17 protein-coding genes are annotated in these 21,836 nt (G+C 66.1%); 15 read left to right on the forward strand and 2 right to left on the reverse strand.

Annotated elements, in window-relative coordinates; translation table 11 throughout:
- Window positions 1-88 precede the first annotated feature (88 nt).
- The gene (locus tag OK351_RS04290) at window positions 89-718 is read right to left on the reverse strand and encodes an MBL fold metallo-hydrolase (RefSeq protein WP_265156121.1); all 630 of its coding nucleotides are present in this window, start codon (window positions 716-718) and stop codon (window positions 89-91) included.
- Window positions 718-1,803 carry an S-(hydroxymethyl)mycothiol dehydrogenase gene (locus tag OK351_RS04295; RefSeq protein WP_265156123.1) on the reverse strand — a complete coding sequence of 362 codons (1,086 nt, stop codon included), beginning with the start codon at window positions 1,801-1,803 and terminating at the stop codon, window positions 718-720. Before OK351_RS04295 ends, OK351_RS04290 begins: the two co-directional genes overlap by 1 nt.
- Window positions 1,804-2,124: 321 nt before the next feature.
- Between OK351_RS04295 and OK351_RS04300 the strand changes: the two genes are divergently transcribed.
- From OK351_RS04300 to OK351_RS04370, 15 genes are all read left to right on the forward strand, one after another.
- Window positions 2,125-3,891, forward strand: coding sequence for an FAD-dependent oxidoreductase (locus tag OK351_RS04300; protein WP_265156125.1), 1,767 nt, complete (start codon window positions 2,125-2,127; stop codon window positions 3,889-3,891).
- Between the two features lie 18 nt (window positions 3,892-3,909).
- Window positions 3,910-4,812 (forward strand): LysR family transcriptional regulator, encoded by a 903-nt coding sequence (locus OK351_RS04305; RefSeq protein WP_265156127.1) that lies wholly within the window; start codon window positions 3,910-3,912, stop codon window positions 4,810-4,812.
- A gap of 98 nt (window positions 4,813-4,910) precedes the next feature.
- Complete coding sequence (locus tag OK351_RS04310; protein ID WP_265156129.1) at window positions 4,911-6,263, forward strand: MFS transporter; 1,353 nt, start codon at window positions 4,911-4,913, stop codon at window positions 6,261-6,263.
- Complete coding sequence (locus tag OK351_RS04315) at window positions 6,260-7,162, forward strand: shikimate dehydrogenase (RefSeq protein ID WP_265156131.1); 903 nt, start codon at window positions 6,260-6,262, stop codon at window positions 7,160-7,162. The genes OK351_RS04310 and OK351_RS04315 overlap by 4 nt, the downstream gene beginning before the upstream one ends.
- Before the next feature lie 110 nt (window positions 7,163-7,272).
- Window positions 7,273-8,073, forward strand: a complete 801-nt coding sequence (locus OK351_RS04320) for an IclR family transcriptional regulator (protein ID WP_265156133.1) — start codon at window positions 7,273-7,275, stop codon at window positions 8,071-8,073.
- Window positions 8,074-8,390: 317 nt separating this feature from the next.
- On the forward strand, window positions 8,391-9,788 hold the full coding sequence (locus tag OK351_RS04325) for an MFS transporter (protein WP_265156135.1): 1,398 nt from the start codon (window positions 8,391-8,393) through the stop codon (window positions 9,786-9,788).
- A 223-nt stretch (window positions 9,789-10,011) separates the two neighbouring features.
- Window positions 10,012-11,154: a Gfo/Idh/MocA family protein gene (locus OK351_RS04330; protein ID WP_265156137.1), complete on the forward strand. Its 1,143-nt coding sequence runs from the start codon at window positions 10,012-10,014 to the stop codon at window positions 11,152-11,154.
- A gap of 48 nt (window positions 11,155-11,202) precedes the next feature.
- Window positions 11,203-12,048 (forward strand): sugar phosphate isomerase/epimerase family protein, encoded by an 846-nt coding sequence (locus tag OK351_RS04335; protein WP_265156139.1) that lies wholly within the window; start codon window positions 11,203-11,205, stop codon window positions 12,046-12,048.
- 18 nt (window positions 12,049-12,066) lie between these two features.
- Window positions 12,067-12,909, forward strand: coding sequence for an aldo/keto reductase (locus OK351_RS04340; RefSeq protein ID WP_265156141.1), 843 nt, complete (start codon window positions 12,067-12,069; stop codon window positions 12,907-12,909).
- A gap of 54 nt (window positions 12,910-12,963) precedes the next feature.
- Window positions 12,964-14,721: an FAD-dependent oxidoreductase gene (locus OK351_RS04345; protein ID WP_265156143.1), complete on the forward strand. Its 1,758-nt coding sequence runs from the start codon at window positions 12,964-12,966 to the stop codon at window positions 14,719-14,721.
- A 63-nt stretch (window positions 14,722-14,784) separates the two neighbouring features.
- Window positions 14,785-15,069: a YciI family protein gene (locus OK351_RS04350; protein WP_265156145.1), complete on the forward strand. Its 285-nt coding sequence runs from the start codon at window positions 14,785-14,787 to the stop codon at window positions 15,067-15,069.
- Window positions 15,070-15,100: 31 nt separating this feature from the next.
- Window positions 15,101-16,150, forward strand: coding sequence for an alcohol dehydrogenase catalytic domain-containing protein (locus OK351_RS04355; RefSeq protein ID WP_265156148.1), 1,050 nt, complete (start codon window positions 15,101-15,103; stop codon window positions 16,148-16,150).
- Between the two features lie 37 nt (window positions 16,151-16,187).
- Window positions 16,188-17,855 carry an FAD-dependent oxidoreductase gene (locus OK351_RS04360; RefSeq protein WP_306349466.1) on the forward strand — a complete coding sequence of 556 codons (1,668 nt, stop codon included), beginning with the start codon at window positions 16,188-16,190 and terminating at the stop codon, window positions 17,853-17,855.
- Window positions 17,856-18,085: 230 nt separating this feature from the next.
- Window positions 18,086-19,441 carry an MFS transporter gene (locus OK351_RS04365; RefSeq protein ID WP_265156151.1) on the forward strand — a complete coding sequence of 452 codons (1,356 nt, stop codon included), beginning with the start codon at window positions 18,086-18,088 and terminating at the stop codon, window positions 19,439-19,441.
- Window positions 19,442-19,595: 154 nt separating this feature from the next.
- On the forward strand, window positions 19,596-21,755 hold the full coding sequence (locus OK351_RS04370; protein WP_265156153.1) for a zinc metalloprotease: 2,160 nt from the start codon (window positions 19,596-19,598) through the stop codon (window positions 21,753-21,755).
- The last annotated feature ends 81 nt before the right edge of the window (window positions 21,756-21,836 follow it).

The raw sequence follows: 21,836 nt of genomic DNA on the forward strand, positions 1-21,836 counted from the left end.
AGAACTGCGCTGGAAACAAGGAGACCTGTCATCGCGTCACGCAGGATCTGCATGACGCGATGACAGGTTCACCATTGATCCCGTGGTCCTAGTGGCCGCGGGCGATCCATTCATCCAGGTTCGGCGCCTCGGCCCCGATGCTGGTGCTTGGCCCATGGCCGGTGTAGACGATCGTCTTCTCCGGCAGGGTCAGTAACCGTTCTCGAATCGATTCGATGATGGTCTCGAAGCTGGAGTAGCTGCGCCCGGTGGCACCCGGGCCGCCGTTGAACAGCGTGTCCCCGCTGAAGAGCACATCCAATTCCGCCACGTGGAAGCAGGTCGAGCCGGGGGAGTGCCCTGGGGTATGCAGGGCCTTCAGTGTGATCCCGGCAATCGCGTACTCGTCCCCGTCCTTGATCTCGACATCCGGCTTGCGGTCCGGGTAGACCGCTTCCCAGAGCATCGAATCGGCCGGGTTCAGGTACAGCGGTGCATCGACCTCGTCGGCGAATTCGCCTGCCGCGCGGATGTGGTCATCGTGGCCGTGGGTGAGCAGCACCGCCTTGACGGTGCGTTCACCGATCGCGGCCAGCACCTTATCCGGCTCGTGGGCCGGATCGATGACCAGGACTTCCTGGTCATCCCCGATCAGCCAGACATTGTTCTCCACGTCCCAGGTCCCGCCATCGAGCGAGAAGGTACCGGAGGTGACGATATTCTCGATCTGCGCGCTCATTAGATTTCCACCACCGATCGCAGGACGGTTCCCTCATGCATCTTGTCGAAGGCCTCCTCGATCTGATCGATCGTGATGCGCTCGGTAACAAACGAGTCCAGGTCCAGGCGGCCGAGCTTGTACTGCTCCACGAGCATCGGGAAGTCGTGGCTTGGCAGGCAGTCGCCGTACCAGGAGCTCTTCAACGATCCACCGCGACCGAAGACGTCCAGCAGGGGCAGTTCCAGCTTCATCTCAGGGGTGGGCACTCCCACCAGTACCACGCGTCCGGCCAGGTCGCGGGCGTAGAAAGCCTGCGTGTAGGTCTCCGGGCGGCCTACCGCGTCGATAACGACATCGGCACCGAATCCACCGGTCAGCTCCCGGATGGCCTCAATCGCATCGACCTTGGAGGAATCAACCGTGTGGGTGGCCCCGAAGCCCTGGGCGGTTTCGAGTTTCGCGGAGTTCACGTCCACCGCGATGATGGTGGTGGCCCCGGCCAGCTTGGCCCCGGCTATCGCGGCCGCGCCGACACCGCCGCAACCGATAACGGCCACGGACTCGCCGCGCTTGATCTCGCCGGTGTTGATGGCGGCACCGATGCCGGCCATCACGCCGCAGCCCAGCAGGCCTACGGCGGCCGCGTCGGCGTCCTCGTCGACGATGGTGCACTGGCCGGAGTGGACCAGGGTCTTCTCGGCAAAGGATCCGATGCCCAGGGCGGCTGAGAGTTCGGTGCCGTCTTCCAGGGTCATCTTCTGGGTGGCGTTGTGGGTGTTGAAACAGTACTTCGGTTCGCCCTTGGCGCAGGCCCGGCACTGGCCGCACACCGCGCGCCAGTTCAGGATCACCCGATCGCCGACCTTCACGTTTGTGACGTTCTCGCCGATCTGGCTGACCACAGCTGTGGATTCGTGGCCCAGCAGGTAAGGGTAGTCATCACCGATTCCGCCGAGCTTGTAGTGCAGGTCGGTGTGGCATACGCCGGTGGTCAGCACGTCGACCACGACCTCTCCCGGTCCCGGATCCGGAACGATGATGTCGACGACCTCGACCGGTGCGTTCTTGGCACGGGAAATAACTGCTTTAACCTTTTGTGGCATGTGGTTTGGTCCCCTTGAAGTCTTGATAGTGCAGGTCACCTTGATGCTATCGGCACAGATGGCGGGAAGCTAGCCTCGACGCCTCCGGGGCAGCCGGTGTCGGGGTTGTGGCGCGCAACACCGGCTGTCAACCGCGCTCCGTCCGTTGACGGCTTAATCGTGTGAAGCGTTATTGAGCGGATGGCGGCGGCGTACCCGCATTATATACTTTTGGCACATAATTAATGACTGAATCTGTCGTGGACAGTATATTGTTTGCCTGCTGATAATAGGGAAACAAGTACAGTGACGCGGGTTACCCTGCGTAGTCGAGGAGAACAGATGACACAGCAGTCGGAGCATACCTGGGATAACACCGTTGACCTTCTGGTTTTGGGCACCGGGGCTGCCGGGTTGTCGGCGACGTTGACCGCAGCGGCCCGTGGAGCCAGCGTGTTGGCCCTGGAGAAGACCGAATACCTCGGGGGAACTACCGCCTATTCCGCGGGAACCTGCTGGATTCCGGATAACCGCTTCCAGCGCGAGGACGGCAACCTCGATGACCGCGAACGCGCAGAACGCTATCTGGACCTGGTGGTTGGGGACAAGGCCGCGAAGGCCGGTTGGCTGGCCTACCTGGATGCCGCGCCGAAGATGCTTGATGACATGCACGCGCTGGGTGTGCACTTCCAGCGTTCCCCTGCCGTGGTGGACTACCACTCCGAACTGCCGGAAACCGGCAAAACCGGCCGCGCGCTGGAGCCGGCCCCCTTTGACGGGCGGCTACTGGGGCGCAACGACTTCCGTCGGGTTCGCCCGCCGGTGCCCGAGTTCGCGCTCATGGGCGGCACCCTGATGCTGCGCCGCCCGGAGGTCGCCACCCTGCTCAAGCTCTACACCGGCACCCTCGCCGAACGCGCGAAGGCCGTGGGCCTGGCTGCGAAACTGGGGCTGGAATGGGCGCGGGACCGGATCTCCTACCCACGAGGGACCCGACTGGTCATGGGCAACGGGCTGGTGGCCCGGATGTTCCACGAATCCCGGCAGCACGGCGCGGAATTCCTCTTTGGCGCCCACACCACTGAACTGGTGACCGAGGGCAATCGGGTCATCGGTGCCCTGGTCACGCATAACGGCAAACGCCTACGGATCGGCACACGCCGGGGTGTGGTCCTGGCCGCCGGCGGATTTGCGCATAATGCGCAGCTGCGCCAGGAGCTTTTGCCGCAGCCGACCCCGCGCTTCTCGCGCGCCGGGGAGGGAGCCACCGGTGACACCCTGGCCCTGGCCGAGAAGGCCGGCGCCGCCCTCGGGCATGACAATGGCGAAAACGCCCTGTGGTTCCCCAGCTCCATAGGCCGGCGCAAGGACGGTTCGCAGGTGGTTTTCCCGCATATCTGGGACCGGGCCCGTCCCGGGGTTATCGCGGTGGACTCGCGCGGCCAGCGTTTCGTGGACGAGTCCTGCTCCTACCACCGGTTCGTGCGCGCGATGTTCGACTCCGGGAACCAGCAGGCCATCCCCGCCTGGCTGGTGGTCGACTCCCGAACCCTGGCCAAATACGGCCTGGGCATGATCACCATGCCGCACCTGCCGCGTAGGGCCCTGCAGCGCTACATCAACGACGGCTACCTGTATGAAGGGGCGACCCTGGCCGAACTGGCCGACAAGATCGGGGTGGATGCCGCGGGGTTGCAGGCCACCGTGGAGCGCTTCAACGGATTTGCCGCCACCGGTGTGGACGAGGATTTCGGTAAGGGCGAACTGCTCTTCGGGCAGGTGGCCGGGGACCCGGACCATGGCGGGCCGAACCCCAATATCGGCGAGATCAGCCAGGGCCCGTTCTATGCCATGGCCGTGGTGCCCACCCCGTTGGCCACCGCCTATGGAGTGCGGACCGACGGTAACGGCCAGGCGTTGGACGCGCAGGGTGAACCGGTACCGGGGCTCTATGCGGCGGGGAATGACGCCGCCTCCGTCATGGGGTCGGAGTATCCAGGTGCCGGGGTCCAGGTGGCCTCCGGCATGACCTTCGGCTGGGCGGCCGCTCGTCATGCACTGGGCCATGAGGCTGCGACCGGTACGCTGGAGGGGCAAGCGGCGAAGTAGCCGCGCAGGAAGGTGCAGATGGAAATCAGGTGGCTGGAGGCCTTTATCGCGGTCGCCGAGGAGCTGCACTTCGGCAATGCCGCGCTGCGCCTGCGTATGGCGCAATCCCCGCTGAGCCAGACCATCCGCAAACTGGAGCGTTCGCTGGGTGCGGAGCTGTTTATCCGCAGCACCCGCTCGGTGGAGCTCACCGCTGCCGGGCATGCGTTCCTCCCGCATGCCCGGCAGGTACTCGAGCAGCTGAATGTGGCCGCCGCGGCGGTAAGGGTCCCCGAGGGGGAGGTCTATGGTTCGTTGACCATGGGGTTCACCGGGGTACTGAATCACATGTCGCTACCGGTGCTCACCGGGGCGCTGCGCCGCCGGCACCCGGAAATCGAGTTGACCCTGGTCGGCCGGGTCATGACCCAGGACGCGGTGCACCAGCTGGATTCCGGGGCGCTGGATCTTGCCTTCGTCGGACTGCCGGTGGACTCGACCCGGATCAGTTCCCGGCTACTGGCCCAGGAGGCCTTTGGCATGGTGTTGCCCGCTGACCACCCGCTGGCGGATTCGGACTCGGTGCTGCTCTCGGATATGGCCGACCAGCCATTCATCACCCCGCCCATGGCCGCGGGGTCGGCCCTTTACGATTCGACCATGCGCTCCTGTGCCGATGCCGGGTTCTATCCGATCGTGGCCCAGCAGATCACCGACCCCTATATGACGATGATGCTGGTTAGTGCCGGGGTGGGCGTGGCCTTCCTGCCCGAGGGGATCGCCGCCGTACTGCCGCCCGGTGCGGTCTATGTGCCGCTGGGCGGCCGGCCCTACTACATGAACCACGGGCTGGCCTGGTCCAACCGACCCGGTTCGGCGGCCCGCGAGGCCTTTCTGGAATTGAGCGTCGAGGTCCTGCCGACCCCCGACGTGATTATGTGATTTTGCTACATTGTCTTTGATCAATTAGGTCGTGGACATAATAAGTGTCGGGGTTCACACTGGATTCAGTTCCTCTTCGAAGATGAAAGGACTCTTCCATGAACTCAAACATTTCCGTCCCTCAGCGCTCGCTGACCAAGGGGACCCCGCAGGCTCGTCGCGCCGCGCTCTCCGGCTTCCTGGGCTCGACCCTGGAGTACTTCGACTTCTTCATCTACGGCTCCGCCGCGGCCTTGGTCTTCTCCCACGTCTTCTTCCCCGGCGACGGGGCGAACTCGGTGCTGCTCTCGATCTCCACCCTCGGTGTGGCCTACGTGGCCCGCCCACTGGGTGCGGTGCTCTGGGGCCACCTGGGCGACAAGTTCGGCCGGCGCAATACCCTGATGGCCTGTCTGCTGCTCATGGGCATCGCCACCTTCCTGATCGGCTGCCTGCCCACCTACGAGCAGATCGGATTGTTCGCCCCGGCACTGCTGGTGCTGCTGCGCCTGCTGCAGGGCCTGTCCGCCGGCGGTGAATCCCCGGGGGCCGCCTCGCTGTCCATGGAGCACGCCCCGGAGCGTCGCCGTTCCTTCTTCGCCAGCTTCACCATGAGCGGGATCATGTTCGGCATCGTGCTGGCCACCCTGGTCTTCATCCCGGTCGCCTCGCTGCCCGATGAGCAGCTGATGAGCTGGGGCTGGCGCCTGCCGTTCCTGGCCAGCATCCTGCTGACCTTCTTCGCCTTCTGGATCCGCCGGCACCTGGAGGAGCCCGAGGTCTTCGAAGAGGCCAAGGAGCACGAGGAAGTCGTGAAGGTCCCGCTGGTGGAACTGTTCCGCAACCACTGGGCCTCGGTGCTGCGTGTGATGTTCTCCTCGACCTTCGCCATGATCAACACCATCGTGAACGTGTTCGCCCTGGCCTACGCCGTGGAGCACAACGGGATCGAACGCACCACCATGCTCGCGGCCATCGCCGCGGCCAATTTCACCGCGGTGCTCACCCAGCCGCTGTACGGCTTGCTGGCCGACAGGATCGGACGCAAGCCGGTGTTCATCGGCGGCGCCTTGGGGGCCGGTGGCATGGTGTTCGTCTTCTTCAACGCCATCGGCACCGGTAACGTGATGATCATCTTCATCTCCTCGATCATCCTGATGGGGGTCTTCTATGCGGCCCCCAACGGCTCCTACATGGCCTCCTTCCCCGAGCAGTTCCCGGCCAAGGTCCGGTACTCCGGCATGGCGATCGGCCTGATGCTCGGCCTGCTGGTCTCCGGATTCACCCCGGCCATCGGCACCGTGATGACCGCGGGGGACAGCTCCAACTGGATGCCTGTCGCCCTCATGTGCGCCGGATTCGCGCTGCTCTCGGCCATCGCCTTCGCCACCGGCCCGGAAACCTACAAGATCCCCACCGCCCAGCTGGGCCTGACCAAGGCGCAGCGCAAGGCGCTGGGAGTCGGCAAATGACCCCGGGAGCCACGCCGATACGCATTGCCCTGCTGGGGGACGACATCGCCACCTCGCTCTCCCCGCGGATCCACCGCGCCGAGGCCGCGGCCCTGGGCCTGGCCGGTTTCGACTACCAGGCGGTGGACCTGGCCGCCGAGGCCGATGCCCATGGCCGGTTGGGGCAGATCATGGGAGGGCTACTCACCTCGGGATATACCGGATTCAACATCACCCACCCGTACAAGCAGTCGATCATCCGGTTCCTGGACGGGCTCTCACCCCAGGCCGAGGCCCTGGGTGCGGTCAACGTGGTGGTGTGCGAGGCCGGGAAACTGATCGGACACAACACCGACCAGAGCGGATTCCTGGCCGCACTGCAGCGCAACCTGCCCGCCGATGCCGAACGCCACGAGGTGGCGCTGTTCGGGGCCGGGGGAGCCGGTAGCGCCGTGGCGCATGCACTGCTCGAATTCGGGGTGCAGGCCCTGCGCATCATTGACACCGACGCGGGCAGGCTCGATTCCCTGGCCAGCCTGTTACGCTCACGGGCAACCGCAGGGGTGCAGGTCGACACCGGCACCCCCGAGCGCGCGACGGACTGGGTTCCGCAGGCGAACGCCGTGGTCAACGCCACCCCGGTGGGAATGGAGCAGATTCCCGGCATTCCGTTGGACCCGACCCTGCTCCGGTCCCACCATTGGGTGGCGGATGTGATCTACCGCCCGGTGGACACCGAGCTGTTGCGGGCCGCAGCGGCCCGGGGGTGCCGCACGGTACAGGGAACGGGAATGTTCATCGAACAGGCCGCGGACACCTTTGCGCTGCTGACCGGGGATGAGCCCAATCGGGAACGGCTGCGCAACGAGCTGTCGCTGGTGCTCGGCGCACCAGTTGGCAGCAGGGAAACCCGCAAGTAATCACCCCTCCCGGTGGGCGGTGTCGTGATGACACCGCCCTGCGGCGATTATGGGATACTGGCAGCACTTTGCCCCTGATGGGTGCAAGGGAATCGTGGAAGGAAAGACTCGTGGCCAACTCGCGCTCCGGGGAATCGGTGGTTGACCGGATCATCAAGCTGCTCAGCGCCTTCGAGCGTAGCAACCCCAAACTGAGCATGAGCGAGCTGGCCCGCCACACCCAACTTCCCACCAGTACCACCCACCGGCTGGCCACCGAGCTGTGGGATGCCGGTTTCCTGGACCGCGACGAGGAGGGACGCTTCGGTATCGGGGTGCGGATGTGGGAACTGGCCGCCCGATCCAACCCTTTGGAGGAGTTCAGGCAGCGCGGACTGCCGGTCCTGGAAGGTATCCAGGAAGCGGTCCGCCAGCACGTTTCACTCTCGGTGCCCAGCTATGAGGATTTCACCGTTCTGTATCTGGAGCGACTGGACAAACACGGTTCGGCGGTCAACCTGGCCGAGGTGGCCGGCCGGCTGGACATGCACACCACTTCCGCGGGCCTGGCAATGCTGGCCTTCGCCCCGCACCGGGTGCGCGAGCAGTTCCTCGATGGCCCCTTGTCCGACACCGCGCCGGGCACCGAGATTCAATCGGCCCGGTTGCGTGCCCAGCTGGCGCAGTACCGTGATCGCGGCTTCGTTCGCCTGGCCGGGGTGCTGGTCAAGGAGAACGTGGCCTACTCGGTGCCGGTCGTGGGACGCGGTTCCGAGGTCCTCGGGGCCATTACCGTGGTCAGCCCGCTCAGCGAGGACAATGCACAACTGGTCATCCCGGTACTCGTGGCGGCCGGACGCTCGCTCTCGCGCTCGATGGGTTCCGAACGGCGGCCCTACGGCGCCCGCAGCTGGCTGGGGCAAGTCCGCTAGCTGCGCGACCCCGCGTTGTGCCCGGCACCAGGGATATGTCCACTGGGTGCAAGCATCAGGGGGACTTATCGCCCTCTTGATTGTGTCTCTTGAAGTGTCCGCCGGGCCCGGCATATCACGATTCGAACGCACTTTCCCGTTGGACGGGAATCTTCACCTGGCCTGTGACCCGGCTTCCTACAGTTGGAACCTGACCGGATGTAACGGCGATCACAGTCGCAGCCTTGGGAACTCATACCCCTGGTCGGCCATCGACCTACCGCTGATCCGACGTCATCCGTCTTCGCACTCCATATCCACTTCTCTGCAGGAGAACCATGTCCAACCAGCTCCATGACCCCACCCCTGTCCATCCGGGTGCCGGCACTGCCGAGGTTCCGGCCGACGGGCCGCAACGCTCACCGCGCAAGGCCGCGCTGGCCTCGTTCCTGGGCTCGACCCTCGAATACTACGACTTCTTCATCTACGGCACCGCCGCGGCCTTGGTCTTCAACAAGCTGTTCTTCCCGGATGCCGACCCGTTGGTGGCACTGATCGGTTCCATGGCCACCTTCGGGGTGGGCTACCTGGCCCGCCCGTTGGGCGGCATTGTGATGAGCCATGTCGGTGACCGCGTGGGCCGCAAGAAGGCGCTGATGATCACCCTGGTCATCATGGGTGTGGCCTCGCTGGGAATCGGACTGCTGCCCACCTACGAGCAGCTGGGCTGGTGGGCCACCGCACTGCTGGTGTTGGGGCGGCTGGCCCAGGGATTCTCGGCAGGTGCCGAAGCCGCCGGGGCCTCGACCCTGACGGTGGAGCACTCCCCGGAAGGCAAGCGCGGGTTCTTCACCTCCTTCGTGATGACCGGATACGCCTCGGGCATGGTGCTCTCCACGATCGTGTTCATCCCGATCGCGGCACTACCCGAGGAAGCGCTGATGAGCTGGGGATGGCGCGTGCCGTTCTGGCTATCGGTCGTGGTGCTGCTCATCGCCTACTGGGTACGTACTCACCTGGACGAGACCCCGGTCTTCGAACAGGAGGTTGTCCAGGAGCAACCCCGGACCAAGCGCCGCACCCCGGCGGCCATCGTGCTCAGCACCCAGTGGCGCGATGTGCTGCGGATCGTGTTCATCACCGTGTACTCGGTCATGCAGACCATTTTCACGGTCTTCGCCCTGGCCTATGCCACCAGCGACGCGGTGGGAATCGAGCGGACCACCATGCTGGTCATCAATGCCACGACCATCGGCCTGTCGATGTTCACCATCCCGTTGGCCGGTGCGCTCTCGGACCGCTTCGGTCGCAAACCGGTGTTGCTCACGGGCATGTTCGGCTGTTCGGTGACCATTGTCGGCTATTTCTGGGCCATCAGCGAACAGAACATCCTGCTGGTGTTCCTCTTCGGGTTCCTGAACATGTCCGTGTTCTATTCGGCCTGGAACGGTGTCTGGACGGTGTTCTTCCCGGAGATGTTCGCCGCCCCGGTCCGCTATTCGGGTATGGCGATCGGCAACCAGTTCGGCTTGATCCTCACCGGCTTCGCGCCCACCGTGGCGACCTTGCTGCTGGGCGAGGGGACCTTCGGCTGGGTTCCGGTGGCGGTCTTCGCCGTCAGCTGCGCCGTGGTTTCGGCGATCGCGGTGATGGGAGCCAAGGAGACGGCCTTCACCCCGATGGACCAGCTGGGCAAGGGCGGCTGGAGCAAGGCTGCGACCAGCGACCGCGGCTAGGCGGCCGTAGGTTGGGCAAACTGCCGGTGATCGGTATCGATGATCACCGGCAGTCGGTGCGTTAACCGCTAAATGACTGGTCAAAACGCGTTCATGAATCATGCTTGCCATTGAATGGGCAAGAGTTACCGTGGCTGTGTTCCAGTTCATACAGTGGAGGAAAGCGAGGCGGAGGATTCTTCCGCATCATCTGCATCCCACGAGTTCCCCGGAGGGCCTGACCATGAACGAATCCACCCGTGTGCTACGCGTCGGTATCGTCGGCTGCGGCAACATCAGCCGCAACCACATCGAGGCGTTCAACGCCATCGCCGGGGCGCACGTCGTGGCCGTCTGCGATGTGGATCTGGCCCGCGCACAGGACACCGCCGGCGCCTGGGATATCGCCCACGCCGTGGACTCCGTTGACCGGCTGCTGGCCCTGGAGCTGGATATCGTCTCGGTCTGCACCCCGCATCCGACCCACGAGGCGGTGGTTATCCAGGCCGCAGCGGCCGGGGTGAATGTCTTGTGCGAGAAGCCGATCGCCGTGGACGTGGCCAGTGCCCAGCGCATGGTGGAGGCCTGCGATGCGGCGGGTGTCAAGTTCTCGGTGCTGTTCCAGCGCCGCTTCTGGCCGGCGGCGCGCGCCCTGCGCGCACTGATCGATGACGGCACCCTGGGCACCCCGGTGCTCGGCCAGGCCTCGGTGTTGCTGCACCGCGCCCCGGAATACTACTCGGCGGATGCCTGGCGCGGCACCTGGTCCACCGACGGCGGCGGGGTGCTGATGACCCAGGCCATCCACTACATCGACCTGCTGCAGTGGTACATGGGCCCGGTGGCCGAAGTCTACGGGGTGATCAACACCTTCAAACACGGGGCGGATATCGAGGTCGAGGACTCGGCGAGCGCACTGCTGAAGTTCACCAGCGGGGCCATGGCCACCCTGAACGCCTCCACCGCGGCCAACCCGGCGCTCGGGGTGCAGATCCGGATCACCGGGCGCACCGGCGCCACCGCCGAACTGAGTGAGTTCCCCGAGGGCAGTGACGGGCGGCTGACCCTGCAGGCCAGCGGCGATACCGTGGAGACCAACCCGGTGCATCCGGCGGGGGTGGCCCCGAATGTGGAGTTGTCCACCATCAACGGGGCGTTGATCCCGCACCACAAGGCGCAGATCGCCCAGTTCGTCCAGGCGGTGCGCGGAAGCGAGCCGGTGGCGGTAACCGGCTCGGATGCCACCAACGCCCTGCGGATCCTGCTGGCGGTGTACGCCTCGGCCCGTAGCGGCCAGCCGGTGCGCTTTGAGCCGTTCCCGGCCGATGTGCCCGTAGCCACCGATGAAGTGATCGCCCGGCTGGACCACGGTCAGCCGGTCGCCTAGCCACCCCTGTCCGTGAGTACCCCCCCGTTCCATCCCTGAAAGGCCATCATGACCGTTTCCTCTCCCGCCATCGGACTGGCCCAGCTCTCGCTGGTGAACACCGCCGCCCCGCAACTGATCCGGATCGCCGCCCAGGCCGGGTTCGATTTCATTGGCGCCCGGGTCCGTCCGGTCACCGCCACCGAACGGGCCTACGATCTGCAGCCCGGTTCGCCGCTGCTGAAGCAAACCCTGCAGGCCGTGGCGGAAACCGGGGTGGGAGTGCGTGATATCGAGTTCCTGCTGATCGACGGGTCCGACCAACGTGACGCCTGGCTGCGGATGATGGAGGCCGGACAGGCGCTGGGGGCCAGCACCCTGACCGTGGCCGCCTCGCTGGCTGATGAAAACCAGTTGGCCGATATCCTCTCGGTCATGACCCGGGACGGCAAGGCCTACGGCATCACCCCGACCCTGGAGGTGATCTCCTACCAGGCGGTCAACTCGTTGCCGCAGGCCGCGGAGCTGGCCCGACGTACCGGCTGCGCGATCGTGGGGGACACCCTGCACCTATCCCGGGTGGGTACAGATACCGGGCAGCTGTCCGAGCATGCCGGGCTGATCCCGCTGCTGCAGTTGTGCGACGGGCCGGTCATCGCCCCGGTCGACAGGGAGGGCCTGGTCGCCGAGTCCCGCAGCGAACGCATGGTCCCCGGCCAGGGCGGGTTCGCCCTGGCGCGGATGGTCGCCGCACTTCCCGAGGGGTTGGCGCTGAGCGTGGAAGCCCCTTCGGATTCGACGGTGGCCAGGATCGGGGACGTGGCTTGGGCCCGGGAGCTGATGGCCGGAGCCCGCGCCGTACTGGCCGAGTCCCGGGCACTGCGCCAGAGCACCGCCGCGGCCGCGGAACACTAGGGAAGGGGAAAGGAAACCATGACACAGCACCATACCTACAGCCAGCAGCGTATCCAGCTCGGCGAGGGCATCTCGATTCCGGCGATCGGGTTGGGCACCTGGCCGCTGACCGGCGAGGACGCCACCGATGCGGTGGCCCGCGGTATCGCCAATGGCTACCGCCATGTGGACACCGCCCACAGCTACGCCAACGAGGCCGCGGTGGGGGACGGGATCGCACGCTCCGGCATCCGCCGTGACCAGTTGTGGGTCACCAGCAAGCTGAGCCTGGAAGGGCACTCGCGGACCAAGGTCAAGGACGCCTATGCAGGGGCCCTGGAACGCATGGGCCTGGACTACCTGGACCTGTTCCTGATCCACTGGCCGAATCCGGAACACGGCCGGTACGTGGACACCTGCCAGGGGCTGGCCGAACTGGTCGCCGACGGTGCGTTGCGTGCCTGGGGCGTGTCCAATTTCAAGCCGGCCCACCTGGACGCGGTCTACGCCGCAGGTCTTCGGCCGAGCGTGAACCAGGTGCAGGTGGACCCCGAGCACCTGCAGAGGGCGCAGCTGGAACACCACCGCACACTGGGCCTGGTGACCGCGGCCTACAGTCCGTTGGGGCGGGCCGGGGATTTCCTGGAGCACCCGGCGATCACCGCCGCCGCTGCGCGCTACGGCAAGAGCCCGGCACAGGTGGTGCTGCGCTGGCATGTTGATTCCGGACGGATCGCGGTGCCGAAGTCGGCCAGCGACACCCGGCAGCGTGAAAACCTGGAGATCTTCGACTTCACGCTCAGCGAGGATGAAATCAGTGCGATCAACGCCCTGGACACCGGGGCCGGCCCACGGCTGGACTCCGACGAATACGGCCACTAGCCACGCGGCCACCAGCTGCCGGGCACATTTTTCTTGAGAAACGGAAGTCATACGATGAACAACCCCCATTCCACTGAATCCGACGTCGATGTCCTGGTTGTCGGCTCCGGCGCCGGCGGGCTGTCCGCCGCTGTCACCGCGGCCCATCATGGGCTGAAGGTGCTGGTCGTGGAAAAGGCCGAGACCTGCGGTGGGGCGACCTCCTGGTCCGGTGGCTGGGCCTGGACCCCGGGCAACCCGCTGGCCAAGGCCGACGGGGTCAACGAGGACCGTGAACTGTTCCGCACCTACCTTCGCGAACGCCTCGGTGAGGACTACAACGAGGACCGGGTGGAGGCCTTCCTGGAAGCGGTACCGCATATGGTCGGCTTCTTCCAGAACCACACCTCCCTGCACTTTGTCCCCGGCGCCAAGATCAACGACATCTACGGCAACACCCCGGGGGCGGGCACCGGGCACCGATCGGTGGGCCCCAAGCCCCTGAACGCACGGCAGGTGCGCCCCGAGGTGCGCGCCAAGATGCGCCACCAGCTCTACGCGACCAGCTTCCTGGGGATGGGCATCATGGCCGGCGAGGACCTGGGCAAGTTCCTCTCCGCTTCCAAGGGATCGGTCACCGGTATCCTGCATGCGGCCAAACGGGTGATCCCGCATGTCTTCGACCTGGCCATCCACCGGCGCAACATGCAGCTGGTCAACGGCACCGCATTGACCGCCCGGCTCATGAAGTCCGCGGACGAGCTGGGCGTGGAAATCCGGGTGAATACCGGGGCGGAGGAACTGCTTACCGATGCCGAAGGCAAGGTCACCGGGGTGAGGCTGCGTGGTCCGCAGGGCCGGTACCCCGTCAATGTGCGCCGCGGAGTGGTGCTGGCCACCGGCGGTTTCCCGCAGAACGTCCAACGCCGTGCCGAGCTGTTCCCCAAGACCCCTACCGGTGCCGAACACTGGTCCCTGGCGCCGGCCGAGTGCAACGGCTCGGGACTGGACATGGCCCAGGCCGTGGGTGCCAGGTTCAACACCGCGGGCGCCTCCCCGGCCGCCTGGTGCCCGGTCTCGCTGATCCGCTACCCGAATGGCGCAACCGGCACCTTCCCGCACATCATGGACCGGGCCAAGCCCGGCAGCATCGGTGTGCTGGCCAACGGCAAGCGGTTCGTGAACGAGGCCAACGGCTACTACGACTACGTGGATGCGATGATCAAGGCCACCGACGAAGGGGCGGAAGTCACCTCCTGGCAGATCGCCGACTCCCGTTTCGTGCGCCGCTACCCGCTGGGTATGGCCAAGCCGCTTCCGGTGCCGTTGACCCCGTACCTGCGCAACGGCTACCTGGTCAAGGGCCGGACCCTGGCCGAGCTGGCGGAAAAGTGCGGTATCGAACCGGCCAACCTGGAAGCGACCGTCGCCGAATTCAACGCCAACGCCCGCCGGGGTGTCGATCCGCACTTCGGCCGCGGTGAAACCCCCTTCAACCGCTACGGCGGGGACGCGGCCGTGGGTCCGAACCCGTCGCTGGCCCCCCTGGACAAGGGCCCGTTCTACGCGGTCAAGGTGGTTCCCGGCTCCTTCGGCACCTTCGCCGGTATCGACGTGGACGCCAAGTCCCGGGTGCTGAACGAGGACGGACGGGCAATCAAGGGACTCTACGCGGTGGGTAACGACCAGGCCAACGTCATGGGCGGGCACTACCCGGCCGGCGGCATCAACCTCGGACCGGCGTTGACCTTCGGCTACGTCGCGGCCCGCGACCTGGCCGGTGCCACCGGCTACGAGGACGAGCCCGTTTCCAGCAGCACGGCCGGGCGCTGACCCGGCACCATCCCGCAATACCCAGCAGAAGCCGCGAATACAGAAGCCAGAGGGAACAAGACCATGAATACCTATGCCATCACCTACACCTACTGCGAGACCACCGCCGCCGGACGCGACGAGGTCCGCCCGGTCCACGTCGAGTTCCTCCAGGAGCGTTTCGAGGCCGGGGAGCTGCTGATCAGCGGGCCGGTCGATTCGGGAGCCGGCGCCCTGCTGGTGGTCGCCGCCGACAGCGAAGCCGCGGCCCTGGAAATGATGGACCAGGACCCGTTCGCGAAGGCCGGGCTGATCAGCCAACGTGACATCCGCCGCTGGGATGTCTTCTTCGGCAAGGACAAGCTCTAGGCCCGCGCCGAAAGCACCCTGGAGGAGAACCATGCTCAGCGCCCATACCGTCTCACGCCGCACCATCGAATTCCGTGACTCGCCGGCCCCGGAGCAGAGTCCGGGCCACGCCCTGGTCAAGGTCCACCATGTCGCCTTGTGCGGCACCGACCTGCATATCTGGGATGACGACTATCCCACCGACCTGCCGCTGGTGCAGGGCCACGAATTCGTGGGCACCATTGAGGCGATCGACCCCGAAGCCGGCAGCGCCCTGCGGGTGGGTACCGCCGTCGCGGTCAGCCCGATGGTCTATTGCGGCGACTGCGGCCCCTGCCGGGCGGGGCGCTACAACGTGTGCGAATCGATCTCCTGCCTCGGCTGCTACGAGGACGGGGCGCTGACCGAGATCATCAGCCTGCCGGTGGACAAACTCGTCCCGTTGCCGGAGGGAATGCCGCTGCGCCTGGCGGCCCTGGGCGAACCGGGATCGATCGCCATGCAGGCGGTCAACCGGGGTACCCCGGTCGCCGGAGAAACCGCACTGGTGCTCGGCTGCGGACCCATCGGCCTGCTGTCCATCCTGTTCCTGGTCGAACGCGGGGTCAGGGTGCTGGCCGCCGATCTGGATGAATCCCGTCTGGAGCTGGCCCGCGCCTTCGGAGCGGTCGCCACCCTGCAGGCCGGGACGAACCCGTTCCCGGATCGCCGGGGGCAGGCATTGCTCGAGGAATCCTGCCAGATGTCCGGGCCGAGCCTCGTCATCGAGGCCACCGGCGCCGCAGCCAGTTTCGAGAACGCCGTCCGGCTGGCCGCCCCGACCGCCCGCATCGTGCAGGTGGGGATCTCGGTGGCCACCGCCAGCCTGTCCATGCGCGATATCCCGTTCAAGGAGCTGGACATCCGCGGCAGCCGTAATTCATTGAACCTGATCCCCGAGGCCCTGGACGTACTCAATCGCCACCACGAGTTGGCCTACCGGTTAATAACCCACAGCTTCGGGCTCAACCAGTTGCCCCAGGCCTTTGAAACCATGGCCGACCGCACCGCCCAGGTCGGCAAGATCCTCATCGACATGCCCGCCAGCGTCGTGGCGGACTAACCCGGCGCGCGGCGCCCAGAAACAAAGGTGTTTTTCCTTGAGTACTCCCCAACCGCTGGTGCGCAGCAACCCGGCAGAACTTGACTGCTCCTATGACGTGGTGGTCGTCGGTTCCGGCGCGGCCGGACTGACCGCCGCCGTCCGTGCCGCCCACGACGGGCTGAAGGTCGCGGTCATCGAAAAGGCCGCGCTGCTCGGCGGCACCACCGCCGCCGGGGGCGGGGTCATCTGGGCTCCGGACAACCACCTGGGCAAGGCCGCCGGTTTTGCCGACTCCGCGCAGGCCGGCGAGCGCTACCTGCAGGCCGCGGCCGGGCATGCGGTCGGCGCCGGGGATATCGTCTGGTACGTGCGCACCGCCAGTGAAGCGGTCCGCTTCCTGGATGGGCACACCCGTGTGCAGCTGGTGGCGCTGGGGCGCCCGGACTACCACATGGAATGGCCCGGTGCCGCCCACGGCGGCCGCAGCCTGGACAATGCGCCCTTCGAGGCAGCGGACTACCCGGGACTGGTCGAGCTGTTGCGCCCGGCCACCTACTTCCCGCTGCTGTCCATGATCGAGCGTGACAACCTCAATGGCCGCGCCCCGGATCCGCAGCTGCTGGCCGAGCGTGCCGCCACCGGGGTGCGCACCATGGGTGGGGCATTGGCCGGTTCGCTGGCGGCCAGTGCCCTGGACCTGGGGGTCGTACTGGCGGTGAACTGCCCGCTACGCGCACTGGAACGCGGTGCGACCGGCTGGGAGCTGGTGGTCGGCGAGCGGATCCGGATCTCGGCCCGGGCCGTGGTCTTGGCCTCCGGCGGTTTCGAATTCAACGAGCGGTTACGCCGGGCCTTCCTGCCCTTGGATGTCACCCCGATCGGTGCGCCCTCCAATGAGGGCGACGGGTTGGAATTGGCCCTGGGTGCCGGGGCCGCCATCACCGACATGACCGCCCTGTGGGGTGTGCCGGTGATCACCGCCGCGGGGGCCGAATACGACGGCAGGCCCACCGGGCGGATGGGCAACGTGGAGATGACCCTGCCAGGCTCGATCACCGTGAACAGTGCCGGCCGGCGCTTTGTGAACGAGGCGCTGAACTACCACGACATCTCGAGGGTCTTTGCCAATATCGACCCGCACACCGGACGGGCGCAGAACAACCCGGCCTGGCTGGTCTTCGACACCGGCTACCTGTCCCGGTACCCGGTGGCCGGCTCCACCGTGGGCGAAGCCGCCGGGTGGATGCTGCAGGATCAAACGCTGGCAGGTTTGGCGCAGCAGGCCGGAATCGATCCGGTGGCCCTGGTCGAGACGGTGGCCCGCTTCAACGTCGATGCCAAGACCGGGGTGGATACCGCATTCGGTCGCGGGTCCACCGAGCAGGACCGCCATCTGGGGGACGCCGGGAACCTGCCCAACCCGTGCCTGGCCGCGCTGGACACCGGCCCGTACTATGCGGTGCCGTTACATGCCGGGATGCTGGGCACCAGCGGGGGACTGCTGACCAACCACGAGGGGCAGGTGCTGGATTTCAGGCACCAGCCGCTGCCGGGGCTCTACGCCGCAGGCAATGTCTCGGCCAGTGTCTTCCGCAACACCTACCCGGGCGGTGGTGCCACGCTGGGCTCGGGTGTGACCCGTGCCTTCGCGGTGGGCCGCCACCTGGGCCGGCAACTGGCTGCCGACCAGCAGGAACCCGCATTGAGATCAGCCACATCCTAATCACCCCCGGAATTGGTCTGAATCCGAATTCCATATTGCTACGTCCCGGTAACCAATAGTTGACCTGTTGGTTACCGGGACGTGGTAGTTTATTGGCCGTTTCGCCCCAGTGTGACCCACTCGACCGCCTTGGTGTTGCAGCTCACAGCCGCTATCATTTTTATTGTGCGGATTACGTACCAGCGTACGCATACCGCACACTATCAATCTTTATTCATCGGAGGGTTCCCATGGCGACCGACATCCAACACCTCACTGCCAGTGCAGTGGAAAGCGAAGCCACGCGCGTTCATCGCACGAAGCGGGCCAAGAAGGCCGCGCTGGCCGCATTCCTCGGCGGGATGCTGGAGTACTACGACTTCTTCATCTACGCCACTGCGGCATCGCTGATCTTCTCGCATATCTTCTTCCCGGCAGGGAATCCCACCGTCACCCTGATGGCCTCCTTCGCCACGTTCGGCGTGGCCTATGTGGCCCGTCCCTTCGGCGCCATCGTCTTCGGGCATCTGGGGGACCGGATGGGGCGGAAGAACACCCTGGTGTTGACCCTGATGCTGATGGGCGGGGCCACCTTCATCATCGGACTGTTGCCGACCTTTGAGCAGGTCGGTTACCTGGCTCCGGCACTGCTGGTGGTCATGCGCCTGCTGCAGGGCCTGTCGGCCGGTGCGGAAACCGCAGGGTCCTCGACCCTGACCATGGAGGAATCACCGGTCGGTCGCCGCGGATTCTTCCCCTCCTTCGCCATGAGCGGTATTTCGGCAGGTATCGTGCTGGCTTCGCTGGCCTTTATGCCGGTGGCGGCCATGGATGAAGCGGCACGCTTCTCCTGGGGTTGGCGTATCCCGTTCCTGCTGTCCATCGTGGTGATGGTCGTGGCCATGCTGGTGCGCCGCTCGCTTGAGGAGCCCGAGGTGTTCCAGGAAGAGGTCAAGGCCCAGTCTTCCGAGCAGAAGGAGAAAATGCCGTTCCTGCTGATGCTGCGCACCCACCCGGCACAGTTCTTCCAGATCTCGCTGATGTCCTTCCAGTGCGTGACCAATACACTGATGCAGGCCTTTGGTCTGGCATACGCGGTCAGCGTGGGGATCCCGGCGGCCACCATGCTGGTGGTCAGCATCGTGGGCAACGTGATCGCGATCTTCTCCCAGCCTGCCAGTGCCTGGCTCTCGGACCGTTTCGGACGCCGACCCATCTTCCTAGGCGGGGTGATGGCCTCGGGCCTGCTGATCTGGGTCTACTTCTGGGCGATTTCCACCTCCAATATCGGCCTGATCTTCGTGGCCAGCATCGCGATCACCGCAGGTAGCTACGCCGTCTCCAACGCGATCTACCCGGCCTGGTTCTCCGAACTGTTCAACGTGAAGGTGCGCTACTCGGGAGTGGCCATCGGGTTGCAGGTGGGTATCCTGTGCGCCGGCTTCACCCCGATGCTGGCCACCGCGTTGGTGGGTGCCGATCCGGGCAACTACGGACCGGCCGCCTGGATCGTCGCCGGATCCTCGATCGTCGCCGCGATCGGTGCGATCTGGGCCCGGGAAACCTTCCGCACCCCGTTGGAAGAGCTGGGCAACCCCGTGGACTAACCCTCCCTCCGACGCTCACCACAGCGGCCCGGAACCGACATCACGTCGGTTCCGGGCCGCTGTGGTGTTAACCGGTAACGGCGCGATAACACCTTGGTAATACCGCAGCGCCTACCCTGTGCCCAGCGCCAGCAGCGAAACCCGGGAGGACGCCATGCCCACTGACCCGCACCCAGGCTCCGACGGCTACCAGATGCCCGACGCGCACGAGGGGCAGATGCCGGCTTCCGGGCAGCACGGCCCGGCCGATGAGCCGATTCCCGAGCCGGAAACCGACGTCGACCCGGCCAGCGGCATGCCCCGTGCCGTGGTGCCCCCGGCCGGCCCGGGAGTATCCGAGGCCGAAACGCTCCAGCCGCCGGTGCGTCGGCGCTGCGCCACCACCGAGGTCGACGCGCGGCTGGCGGCCACGGTCCCCGAATACGCCGCGGCCCGTACCCTCATCGAACGCCACGCCGCGGCGTTCCTGCTCACCGAGATGGCCACCGAGCGCGCCGGGATCACGCTGATCCCGGTGGTGGTGCACGTGGTGCATAACACCGCGGCGCAAAACGTCTCCCGTGAACAGATCGATAGCCAGCTCGAGGTGCTCAACCGCGATTTCAGGCGCACCAACCCGGACGCGGACAACACCCCGGCCCCGTTCCTTCCACTGGCCGGTGATGCGCGCATCCGCTTCCAGTTGGCCACCGTGGACCCGCAGGGCAACCCCACCGACGGCATCACCCGCACCCACACCAGCCAGCCCGCTTTCTCCTCCAACGACGCGATGAAGTTCACCGCCCAGGGCGGGCACGATGCCTGGCCGGCCAACCGCTACCTGAACATCTGGGTCTGCCAGCTCTCCGGCGGACTGCTGGGCTACGCCCAGTTTCCCGGCGGGCCGGCCGCCACCGACGGGGTGGTCATCCTGCACTCGGGCTTCGGCACCACCGGGACCGCTGCCGCCCCGTTTAACCTCGGACGGACCACCACCCATGAAATCGGCCACTGGCTGAACCTGCGGCACATCTGGGGTGATGTCATCGGCTGCACCGGAAGCGACAATGTGGATGACACCCCGCAGCACAAGGAACCGAACTACGGGGTGCCCACCTACCCCCACCTGTCCTGCACCAGCACACCTCCCGGGGACATGTTCATGAACTACATGGACTACGTCGATGACGCGGCCATGGTGATGTTCAGCGCCGGACAGGTCGCCCGCATGCGCGCCTGCCTGGACGGGCCACGCAACGGCTTTGGCACGGTCGAGGAATCCGCCACCGGGCACCAGGGCTCCGGGCCGGTGGCCAGCTGGGAGGCGAACCGGCTGGACGTGTTCGTCACCGGCACCACCCGGGGCCTGCACCACAAGTACTTCGATGGCACAGAGTGGCAGCCGAGCCTGACCAGTTTCGACTTCCAGGGCGGGATCTGCACCTCGGTGCCCCAGGTGGTCAGCTGGGAGGAGAACAGGCTGGATGTGTTCGTCACCGGCACCGACAGCGCGCTCTACCACAAGTGGTTTGACGGCTCCGCCTGGGGGCCGGCACCCACCGAATTCGAGAACCTGGGCGGGATCATCGTCGGGGACCCCAAGGCGGTGTCCTGGGGGCCAAACCGGTTGGATGTGTTCGTCATCGGCACCGACCGGGCCCTGTACCACAAATGGTGGGATGGACACTCCTGGGGTCCCTCGACCACCGGCTACGAACGCCAGGGCGGGGTCATCCTCGGCCAGCCCGAAGCGGTGTCCTGGGGGTCGAACCGGTTGGATGTGTTTGTCATTGGCACCGACCGGGCGCTGTACCACAAATGGTGGGATGGACACTCTTGGGGTCCCTCGCTGGATGGCTATGAGCGGCTGGGCGGGGTCTGCATCAGCGATGCCCGGGCGGTGTCCTGGGGTGAGAACCGGTTGGACGTGTTCGTGATCGGCACCGATAGCGCGCTGTACCACAAGTGGTGGGACGGTAACGCCTGGGGTCCGTCGGTGACCGGGTTCGAGCGGCTGGGCGGGGTCTGCGTCGGTTCCATCGAAGCGGTCAGCTGGACAGGGAACCGGCTGGATGTGTTCGTGATCGGCACCGATAGCGCGCTATACCACAAGTGGTGGGACGGTAACTCCTGGGGTCCGTCGGTCACCGGGTTCGAGCGGCTGGGCGGGGTCTGCACCTCCCCGGCCCGGGCCGTGGCCTGGGGACCGGACCGTCTGGACGTGTTTGTCACCGGCACCAACGGGGCACTATTCCACAAGTGGTGGGACGGGCACGCGTGGGGACCCTCGGTCACCGGGTTCGAGACCCTGGGCGGGGTTATCACCGACTTCTAGCCGACCGGCTTACGGTGGCGGCCGGACTCCGGCGGCCACTACCATGGGGCATACGCCTGGAACAGCGAGGGGGGACAGGTC

The sequence above is a fragment of the Glutamicibacter sp. MNS18 genome (assembly GCF_026107515.2).
Classification (GTDB): Bacteria; Actinomycetota; Actinomycetes; order Actinomycetales; family Micrococcaceae; genus Glutamicibacter.